Annotated in this window: 7 protein-coding genes; 5 read left to right on the top strand and 2 right to left on the bottom strand. The window is 67.2% G+C overall.

Annotated features, from left to right (window positions below):
- Positions 1-460: 460 nt before the first annotated feature.
- Positions 461-1,345, bottom strand: a complete 885-nt coding sequence (locus DBR20_RS12980) for an energy transducer TonB (RefSeq protein ID WP_108266466.1) — start codon at positions 1,343-1,345, stop codon at positions 461-463.
- A complete protein-coding gene (gene gshB, locus DBR20_RS12975) occupies positions 1,345-2,292 on the bottom strand; it encodes a glutathione synthase (protein ID WP_108266465.1) in 948 nt (315 codons plus the stop codon). Before gshB ends, DBR20_RS12980 begins: the two co-directional genes overlap by 1 nt.
- Positions 2,293-2,532: 240 nt before the next feature.
- On the opposite strand from gshB, the gene pilG reads away from it, so the two are divergent.
- The 5 genes from pilG to DBR20_RS12950 all read left to right on the top strand — a co-directional run.
- Positions 2,533-2,934, top strand: a complete 402-nt coding sequence (gene pilG, locus DBR20_RS12970; RefSeq protein WP_005418455.1) for a twitching motility response regulator PilG — start codon at positions 2,533-2,535, stop codon at positions 2,932-2,934.
- An 18-nt stretch (positions 2,935-2,952) separates the two neighbouring features.
- Entirely contained in the window at positions 2,953-3,315 is a 363-nt protein-coding gene (locus DBR20_RS12965; protein WP_025877749.1) for a response regulator, read from the top strand.
- Entirely contained in the window at positions 3,315-3,845 is a 531-nt protein-coding gene (locus DBR20_RS12960; RefSeq protein ID WP_025877750.1) for a chemotaxis protein CheW, read from the top strand. The genes DBR20_RS12965 and DBR20_RS12960 overlap by 1 nt, the downstream gene beginning before the upstream one ends.
- 41 nt (positions 3,846-3,886) lie before the next feature.
- Positions 3,887-5,923, top strand: a complete 2,037-nt coding sequence (locus DBR20_RS12955; RefSeq protein ID WP_089236528.1) for a methyl-accepting chemotaxis protein — start codon at positions 3,887-3,889, stop codon at positions 5,921-5,923.
- Between the two features lie 100 nt (positions 5,924-6,023).
- On the top strand, positions 6,024-9,996 hold a 3,973-nt coding region (locus DBR20_RS12950; protein WP_181393080.1), incomplete at its 3' end, for an Hpt domain-containing protein.

The following is a 9,996-nucleotide window of genomic DNA, read 5'->3' as shown; positions in this document are numbered from 1 at the left end:
GCGCAGGGGACGCCGTGAATACGTCCATGTAAGCTCGGTCGCCGCATCCATGCGGCTCACGCCCCTGCGCAACCCACCCGCCCGGCCACGGACAGTTTCCGTGCGCGTCCGCCACGGAAAATCAAAACAAAATCAAATTCAAAAGCCGGTCGCTTCGCTCACATCCACGCATGGCGTGGATCTACCGTGCAGGCATGGCGTGGATGCATCGTGTCGACCAAGGTCGACAGCTACCAACAGCAACGATGCGCCGCGATCTGTCAGGGGTGGGGCGGTGTGGGCTTGCAGGACCGTTGGCGCCATGGATGGCGCCATCGAGCCCCCATGGATGGGTTTACGGCGTGTCCTGCAAGCCCACACCGCCCCGCCAAACCGAACAGCCCAACCGCTTCTCTTGATCTCGCTGTTGCCGTTGCTGTTGCCTCGGCGGGTCCCGGGCCGCAGGCCCGGGCAGAAACCCTTACCGGTCGTCGCGCAGTTCGCCGCCCGGCAGGAAAACCCACGTGCGCGTGACCTGCAGGATGTCGATCTGATCGTCGCTGTTGGGCAACGGCGGGAACGGCTGCGCCAGCTGGATCACCCGCAGCGCCGCCTCATCCAGCAGGGGCGTGCCGCTGGAGCGCAGGATGCGACTGCTTTCCACGCTGCCATCGCGGCGTACCCCCACGCTGATCACCACCTGCCCGCCCAGCCGGCGCTGCCGCGCTTCGTCGGGGTAGTTCAGGTTGCCGACCTGCTCTGCGCGGTCCACCCACGCGCGAAGGTAGTTGGCGTAGGCGTATTCGCGCGTACTGGCCGAAACGAATTTCCGGTTCGGGCGCTTGGCGTACTGCGCCGAACGCAGGTGTACTTCCGCCGCCAGCCGCGCCATCTCGGCATCGCGCTGTTCGCGTGCAGTCAGTGGTGCATCCGGCGTGGGCTGCAACGGGGTAGGGCGCGACTGCGCCAGGGACACCGTGTCCTCGCCATTGCGGCTGCTGACCACGCGCGCCTGCGGTGGCGGCACCGGTGCTGCCGACTGTTGCTGCTGCGGTACCGGGCTGATGCCGGACTGCGCCTGCGGCACGATGCCGGCCTGGTTGTCGCGTGGGCGCTGCGCACGATCATGTTCGCCACCACCCTCCTGGCTGGCGGCGGCCAGGAAATCCGCCTGCTTCGGGGTCAACGCGGTGCGGGTCTGGCTGAAGATCACTTCCAGGGTCGGCACCAGTGGCGCATCGCCTTTCACGGCAAAGCCGACCCCGAGGATCAGCAGGGCGTGCACCAGCACCGACAGAGCGATGGTGGCTCCCAGCCGCTGCGCTTCGCGCGGCGGCGGGGCAAGGACGGCAGGTGCGGCATCCATCAGTGCAGATCGGCCTCGATCGCGTCGAACAGGGTGCCGGCGATGTTCAGGCCGTACTGCGCGTCCAGTTCGCGCACGCAGGTCGGGCTGGTCACGTTGACCTCGGTCAGGAAGTCACCGATGACGTCCAGGCCGACGAAACGCATGCCACGACGCTTCATCTCCGGGCCGACCTGGGCGGCGATCCAGCGGTCGCGTTCGCTCAGCGGGCGGCCTTCGCCGCGGCCACCGGCGGCCAGGTTGCCGCGGAACTCATCGCCCTGCGGAATGCGCGCCAGGCAGTAGTCGACCGGCTCACCATCGACCAGCAGGATGCGCTTGTCGCCGGCGGTGATGTCGGGGATGAACTTCTGGGCCAGGGCGAGCTTGCGGCCGCCGTCGGTCAGCGTTTCCAGGATCACGTTCAGGTTGGGGTCGCCCTGGCCGCTGCGGAAGATCGAGCGGCCGCCCATGCCATCCAGCGGCTTCAGCACGGCCTGGCCGTGTTCCAGCGCGAAGGCCTTCAGCGCCTTGGCATCGCGGCTGACCAGGGTCGGCGGGCAGCACTGCGGGAACAGCAGCGCCGCCAGCTTCTCGTTGTAGTCGCGCAGGCCCTGCGGGTTGTTGACCACGCAGGCGCCGGCGGCGGCAGCGACATCCAGCACCTGGGTGTCGTAGACGTACTCCGCATCGACCGGCGGGTCCTTGCGCATCAGCACGATCTGGCCGGGGCCGAACTCAGTCCGGCTGAATGCGCCCAGCTCGTACCAGCTGGACGGGTCGTCGCGCACCTGCAAGGGGGCGGTCCAGGCCACGGCCACCCCGCCTTCCAGCGCCAGCCCGCCCGGGCGCACATAGTGCAGGGCATGGCCGCGGCGCTGGGCTTCCAGCAGCATGGCGAACGTGGTGTCCTTGGCGATCTTGATGTGGGCGATGGGATCCATCACCACGATGACGTTCAACGGCATGGGCGCACCTGTCAGGCAAGGCGTTGATGGTAGCGGCAACGCCGGCTGTGCGCCTCCCCGGCAATGTGCAACGCAGCGTCCCTTGCCCGGCTGCGCAGTGATTGCCAATCCGGTCACGTTCAGCCCGGCGCCACGCCCCGCGCCACGGACCGCCCTTGAAGCGGGCGCGGGAAGTGCGATATAGATACGCTTTCGCAGCGGCTCCCGCCAAAGATTGGGCCGCGCGCTTGGGGAATGGCAATGACTGAAAACACGACTGCGGGCGGGGAGCTCGCAGGACTCCGGGTGATGGTCATCGATGACTCGAAGACCATCCGCAGGACTGCGGAAACACTACTGAAGCGCGAAGGCTGCGAAGTAGTGACCGCAACGGACGGTTTCGAGGCCTTGGCCAAGATCGCCGACCAGCAGCCGCAGATCATCTTCGTCGACATCATGATGCCGCGCCTGGATGGCTACCAGACCTGCGCACTGATCAAGGGCAACCAGCTGTTCAAGGCGACCCCGGTGATCATGCTGTCATCCAAGGATGGTCTGTTCGACAAGGCGCGGGGGCGCATCGTCGGCTCGGAGCAATACCTGACCAAGCCATTCACGCGCGAAGAACTGCTGGGTGCCATCCGCACGTACGTCAACGCCTGACCAGGGGGGAAAGGCACAATGGCTCGTATCGTCCTGATCGAGGATTCACCGACCGACCGCGCGGTGTTCACCCAATGGCTGCGCCGTGCCGGCCATGAGGTGCTGGAAGCGGACAACGCCGAAGATGGCCTGCAGCTGGTCCGCGACCAGGTGCCGCAGCTGGTCCTGATGGACGTGGTGCTGCCGGGCATGAGCGGTTTCCAGGCGACCCGGGCGATGGCCCGCGACGCCGCGATCAAGCACATCCCGGTCATCATCGTCAGCACCAAGGCGATGGAAACCGACAAGGCCTGGGGGCTGCGCCAGGGCGCCGCCGACTACATCGTCAAGCCGCCGCGCGAGGAAGAACTCATCGCGCGGATCAACGAGCTGGTGGCCTGATGCGCTCGCCCTTCGACATTCTTGAAGCCTACGAACGGCGCAGCCTGGCCCACGCGGTGCAGCTGCCCGGGCGGCAGTTCGCCCAGGACCTGTGGCGTGGCGTCGGTTTCCGTGTCGGCCAGCGCCGGCTGGTGTCCGATTTCCGCGAAGTGGTGGAGATCGTACCGATGCCGCCGGTGACCCCGGTGCCCTGCGCGCAGCCGTGGCTGCTGGGCGTGGGCAACCTGCGCGGCAACCTGTTCCCGGTGGTCGACCTGAAGTACTTCCTGGAAGGTGCGCGCACCGTCCAGCAGGAAGGCCAGCGCGTGCTGATCATGCGCCAGGCCGGTGGCGACGTCGCCCTGACCATTGACGAACTGTTCGGCCAGCGCAGTTTCGAGCTGACCCAGCAGATCGAGGCCGGTTCACTGGCCGAAGGACGCTACGGTCACTTCGTCGATCGCGCTTTCCATGCCGATGGCAACGACTGGGGCGTGTTCTCGCTCTCGCTGCTGTCGCGCACCCCTGAATTCCGGCAAGCCGCGGCCTGAGGCCGGGCATCGCCCCCTGCATTGAAAATCGAGGTTGAACGATGAGTACTGCTTCGGATGCCACCAAGTCCGGCAAGCTGCGGCTGGGCGGCAGCAACCTCTGGCTGGCGCTGTTGGCGCTGTCGATGATCCTGTTCGGTGTGAACACGGGTGTGTCCACCTGGCAGGGCAGCCGCCTGGCCGATGCCGGCTCCAAGGCAGCGGACCTGCAGGTGCTGTCGCAGCAGCTGGCCAACCAGGGTCGTGACGCGGTGGGCGGCAACGCGCAGGCCTTCACCGCCTTCAAGGCCACCCGCAACGCGATCGAGCAGAACGTGTCGACCCTGCAGGGGCGCTACGGCAACGAGCCCGGCGTGTCGCGGGCGATCTCGACCCTGGCCGACACCTGGACGCCGCTGGGCAAGCAGGCAGGCCAGCTGGTCGCCAGTGAACCCGCAGTGCTGGCCCTGGCCGGCAACGCCAACAACTTCTCCGGCGCGGTGCCGGGCCTGCAGGCCCAGTTGAACGAACTGGTGCGTGCGATGTCCGCCTCCGGCGCCCCGGCGTCGCAGGTCTACAGTGCCCTGCAGCAGGTGGTGGTGGCCGGTTCGATGGCGCGTCGCGTGACTGAAATACGCGCCGGCGGCACGGCTGCGGCCGCTGCCGGTGACGCGCTGGCCCGCGACATCACCGTGTTCTCGCAGGTGCTCGATGCGCTGCGCAATGGCAACGAGGATCTGGGCATCACCGCCGTGCGCGGCGCTGCCGCCGTTGCGGCGCTGGAGCAGTCGCAGCAGAAGTGGGAGGCGATGAAACAGGACGCCGACGCGATCCTGGCCAGCTCGCGCCAGCTGTTCGCCGCGCAGTCCGCTGCCGCCACGCTGGGCCAGGGTTCGGCGAAGATGCTGACCGACAGCCGCAAGCTGTTCGAAGCGTTCTCCTCGTTCGGCTCGGTGTCCGACACCCGTTTGTTCCCGAATTTCTGGATCGGCGTGGTATCCGGTGCGCTGTCGCTGATCGCGATCATCGGCTTCGTCTCCACCAACGTGCGCAGCCGCTCGCGCGAGCAGGAACTGCGCTACCAGACCCAGGTGGAGTTCAACAGCCGCAACCAGCAGGCGATCATGCGGCTGCTGGATGAAATCTCCTCGCTCGGTGAGGGCGACCTGACGGTGAAAGCCTCGGTGACCGAGGACATGACCGGCGCGATCGCAGACGCCATCAACTACGCGGTGGATGAGCTGCGCCACCTGGTGACCACCATCAACGACACCTCGGCCAAGGTCGCGCTGTCGACCCAGGAAACGCAGGCAACCGCGATGCAGCTGGCCGAAGCGGCGGGCCACCAGGCCAACCAGATCACCTCGGCCTCGGACCGGATCGGCGAAATCGCCGCCAGCATCGAGCAGGTATCGCGCAACTCGGCCGAGTCGGCCGACGTGGCACAGCGTTCGGTGGTAATCGCCGCCGAGGGTGCCGGCGTGGTCCGCGAGACCATCCAGGGCATGGACCAGATCCGCGACCAGATCCAGGAAACCTCCAAGCGCATCAAGCGCCTGGGCGAGTCCTCGCAGGAGATCGGCTCGATCGTGGAACTGATCAACGACATTTCCGAGCAGACCAACATCCTGGCGTTGAATGCGGCTGTGCAGGCAGCGTCGGCCGGTGAAGCCGGTCGTGGTTTCGCGGTCGTGGCCGACGAAGTGCAGCGACTGGCAGAGCGCACCTCCGGTGCGACCCGACGCATCGAGAACCTGGTGCAGGCCATCCAGGCCGATACCAACGAAGCGGTCACCTCGATGGAACAGACCACCGCCGAAGTGGTGTCAGGTGCACGCCTGGCCGAAGACGCCGGTACCGCACTGACCGAGATCGAGCGCGTGTCCAACGCACTCAACACCCTCATCAAGAACATCTCCATCGCCGCCCAGCAGCAGTCGTCGGCAGCGTCGGACATCACCCGCACGATGGGCGTGATCCGCCAGATCACCGGCCAGACCTCGCAGGGTGCGGGGCAGACCGCCGAGTCGATCGGCCACCTCGCGCAGCTGGCGGCCGACCTGCGTCGTTCGGTCGCCGACTTCAAGCTGCCGGCGTGACACGGGCAGGGCGGCGAGCAAGGAACCAGTCGATGAAGCATTTCCATTTCCCACGCCAGGATCCGCGCGACCGTCGCGCGGCGGCGACCGGAGCGCATCCATGAGCAGCCTGCGCGATGCGATGAGCCACGCGGCCCTGGGCTGGGTCAAGCCCGAGCTGGACGAGACCCTGCGCCTGGTGCGCAACGAGGTCGAGTACTTCGCCGAAGACCCGGGCGACAGCAGCCGCATGCGCATCTGCGCCGGCTACCTGCACCAGGTGCAGGGCACGCTGCGCATGGTTGAACTGTATGCACCGGCGATGGTGGCCGAAGAGCTGGAACAGCTCGCCGTTGCTGTCGGCAAGGGCGAGGTGGCCGAGCGCGATGAGGCCTGCGCCACCCTGATGCGCGGCAGCGTGTTGCTGCCCGACTACCTGGAGCGCCTGCAGAACGGGCACCGTGACATTCCGATCGTGCTGCAGCCGCTGCTCAACGAGATCCGCGCCGCCCGTGGCGAAGCGCTGATCAACGACAGCGTGCTGTTCGCGTTCGCGCCCGATTCGGTGACCGCCACCGAAGCGGAACTGGACCACGCACGTGGCAGCCTCAGCGGCCGCAACCGCGAACTGCTGGACACCGTCGGCAACGCGGTCAAGGAAGAACTGCTGCAGGTCAAGGACGCCCTGGACCTGCACCTGCGTACCGACGGCGCGCCGCAGCAGCTGCAGGAGCAGGTGACCAAGCTCGGCTCGGTGGCCGATACGCTGGGCATGCTCGGCCTGGGCGCCGCGCGCGGCGTGGTCGTGCAGCAGCGTGACGCGCTGCGCGGGGTTGTCGACGGCCGCCAGCAGATCGACGAAGACCTGCTGCTGGATATCGCCGGTGCGCTGCTTTATGTCGATGCATCGCTGGACGACCAGGTCGCACACCTCGGTGCCAGTGGCAGTGGCCAGGATGATCCAAGCGCGGTGGAGAACCGGCGCACGGTGGAAGTGCTGGCACACGAGGCGATCGCCAATTTCGCCGCCGCCCGCGAGCATTTCGTCGCTTTCATTGAAACCAGTTGGAACCACGCCGAACTGCAGGACGTGCCACGCCTGCTCGGTGATGTCTCCGGCGCATTGCGCATGCTCGACCTGGGCACCGCTGCCGACTACCTGCGCGGCGTTCAGCAGTACATCGAAGCCGAACTGATCGGCCGCCAGCGCGTGCCCAGTGGGCGCCAGCTGGACACCCTGGCCGATGCCATGGCCAGCCTGGAGTACTACCTGGAAGCCCTGCGTGACCGCCGTCCGGGTCGCGAGGACATTCTCGACATCACCCGCAGCAGCCTGGAAGCCCTGCGCTACTGGCCGCTGCCAGAGCGTGGCGTGGCCGCAGCCGAGCCGGTGCAGCCGGTCGAGCGCGAAGCCGTGCCCGTGCCGGCCGTTCCGCTGCAGATCGAACCGCTGGACGCCATCGTACAGGCCGCCGCGCCGACGCCGGGCGACGTGCCCGCCCCGCTGCCCGATTTCACCTTTGATCCGCTGCCGGAGGCCCCGGCCGCCGACAACGGCCTGATGTTCGGATCGCTGGCTACGCCGGCTGTTCCTGCCGAACCACGCGACACCCCGGCGCCCCTGTTGTTCGCGGCCTCCAGTGCACCCGCGCCGGAAGTGCCGCAGTGGGAGCTGGGTGGATTCGACGCGCCGGCAGGTACGGCTGCGGAACACAGCGACGAGCGTGCGCCGACGTTCGCCAGCTTCGATCCGGTCAGCTTCGATCCGGTGTCCGCCGAACAGTCCAGCACCGCTGCCTGGACGTTGTCCGAAGCGCCGGTGCTGGAAGAGGGCGACGCGCAGGCAACCGCCGTAGACGTCAACGATGACGCCCTCCTGGCGACCTCGTTGGACGAGGCGTCGTTTGCTGCGCCACTGGATGCGGTCATTTCGCCGGCATTCGATCCGGTTGCCGCCGAACAGGACGGCCAGCCGCTGCTGAGCGACGATGTGGTGTTCCGTTTCGACAGCAGCCTGTTGGACAACGCCGATGACGTGCTGTCGCTGGAGGCGATGGAAACGCTGTCGCTGGACGACGAACAGGAGTCGCCTGCGACGCTGGAACTCATTGACGCAGTTGCGGTGCCGCAGTTCGACGACGGCCTGGCCGTTGCCGAATTGACCGACGCCACCACCGAGACCGAGGCTGAGGCTTACGTCGCACCGGCCGCTGATCTGCGCGGGTCCGAAGACCTGCCTGCATCGGCAGCTGCGCCGACCGTGTCTCTGGTCGATGTGGATACCATCGCGCCAATCGACTTCAGCGAGGCCGATGCGCAGTTCTTCGCAGAGCTGAACGCCGCCGCCGCCGACTTCAATCCCCAGGCCATGCAGGCAACTGCCGTGCCGGCCGAAACCGTACCGTCGGCTGTGGCCGAGGGCGGGTTCGATGCGGGTTTCGACGACGATGCCGAAAACATCGACCAGGACATCCGCGAAGTGTTCCTGGAAGAATTCGACGACGAGCTGGGCAATCTCGGTACGCTGCTACCGGCCTGGCGCTTGCAGCCGGACAACATGGATCGACTGCGGCCGATCCGTCGTATTTTCCACACGCTGAAGGGCAGTGGCCGCTTGGTTGGCGCGCGTACCCTGGGTGAGTTCGCGTGGAAGATCGAGGGCATGCTCAATCGCGTGCTCGATGGCACCCGTGCCCCCACGCCGGCGGTGCTGGCGATGGTTGATCACGCATACACGGCACTGCCGCAGTTGAACGCGGCACTGCGCGATGGCCAGCGGGTCAGCGTCGACCTGCAGGCGATGCAGGCCATCGCCGATCGCGTGGCTGCAGGCGAAGAGACGTTCTACGTTGCGCTGCCGGGCGCCGCTGTGCCGACGGTGGTGGCAGCGTCCGATGTTGTCGAGCCGCTGGGCAGCACCGAACCGGTTGTCGATGCTCCGGCAGAGAGCGCTGTCGAAGTGGCAGGTACTCCGGCCAACATCGACAGCGTGCTGCGCGAGATCCTGGAGGCCGAGGTGGAACTGCACCAGGCCACCCTGCAGGGCTGGTTGCGTTCTGCGCAGCAGGCGCCGCAGCCAGTCAGCGACGCGTTGCTGCGCGCGGTGCACACCATGAACGGCGCCTTCGCGATGACCGAAGTGCCGGAAATCACCGCCGTCACCGGCGGCGCCGAGTCGTACATCAAGCGCGCGCTGGCCGCCGAGGTGGTGCCGGGTGATGACGCCGTGGCGGCACTGGACGAGACCGCGCAGGCGATCAACGCGACCATGGACGCGCTGCAGGCCGAGCAGCCGCGGATTGCGCCGCAGGCTGAACTGGCGCAGCGCCTGCAGGCGCTGGCCGGCGAGCTGCCGGAAGCACGCTGGCCGATGGCCGGGATGGACGTCGAGGATGAAGACGAAGACGACCAGCTGCTTACGCTGGTCGCCGATGCCGATGCCGATGCCGATGCCGAGGCTGATACCGAGACCGATGTCGTCGTGTCGACGCATGAGGTCGGGATCGAGCCGGAAGCCGGGCGTGATACCGATGATGTCGATGCCGCCGATGCCGACGTGCTGGATGCAGTGCACGCCAGCGAGAACGCGTTGATCAACGCGGGCCTGGAGTCCGCTGAGTTGACGGGCAGCGATGATCTGTCGCGCTACTTCGACGCAGGGTGGCCTTCGATGCCGGACGCCCCGGCGCCCGAATCGACGTTGGATGAGGCTGCTGCCACGCTCGCTGCTGCGGAGATTGAAGCCGGACAGGCGGTGGCGGCATCGGGAGACACTGCGTTGGAAGACGCCGCGTTGACCGCGGTGGATGATCTGTCGCCGTATCTGGATGCCAGCGCGCTGCCGGTTGACGACCGCGACCTGGAAGTCGCAAACGACCTGAATGCGCCGCCGCCGTTCACACCTGAAACGGCGGTGGATGAAGACGCTGCTGCAGTGCCGCTCGACAGCGAGCTGTCCAGCCTGCAGGATGAAATGGCTGTGCCGGGCTTCGCAGACCCGGTCACGCTGGAAGCCGCGCTCGAGGCCGGCCTTCACGTGATCGACGAGGAGCAGGACCGGGACGAAGACGGGCAATGGCCCGTGCTCGGCCTGC

It is taken from the genome of Stenotrophomonas sp. HMWF023 (genome assembly GCF_003060985.1).
Lineage (GTDB): Bacteria > Pseudomonadota > Gammaproteobacteria > Xanthomonadales > Xanthomonadaceae > Stenotrophomonas > Stenotrophomonas lactitubi.
The sequence above is the reverse complement of the archived record's forward strand: the minus strand, read 5'-3'. Positions and strand labels throughout refer to the sequence as shown.

What these genes read in the sequence shown, in the direction of transcription:
- DBR20_RS12965 (WP_025877749.1), top strand. Translation starts at nt 2,953, where the DNA reads ATGGCTCGTATCGTCCTGATCGAGGATTCACCGACCGACCGCGCGGTG.
- pilG (WP_005418455.1), top strand. Translation starts at nt 2,533, where the DNA reads ATGACTGAAAACACGACTGCGGGCGGGGAGCTCGCAGGACTCCGGGTG.
- DBR20_RS12960 (WP_025877750.1), top strand. Translation starts at nt 3,315, where the DNA reads ATGCGCTCGCCCTTCGACATTCTTGAAGCCTACGAACGGCGCAGCCTG.
- DBR20_RS12980 (WP_108266466.1), bottom strand. Translation starts at nt 1,345, where the DNA reads ATGGATGCCGCACCTGCCGTCCTTGCCCCGCCGCCGCGCGAAGCGCAG.
- gshB (WP_108266465.1), bottom strand. Translation starts at nt 2,292, where the DNA reads ATGCCGTTGAACGTCATCGTGGTGATGGATCCCATCGCCCACATCAAG.
- DBR20_RS12955 (WP_089236528.1), top strand. Translation starts at nt 3,887, where the DNA reads ATGAGTACTGCTTCGGATGCCACCAAGTCCGGCAAGCTGCGGCTGGGC.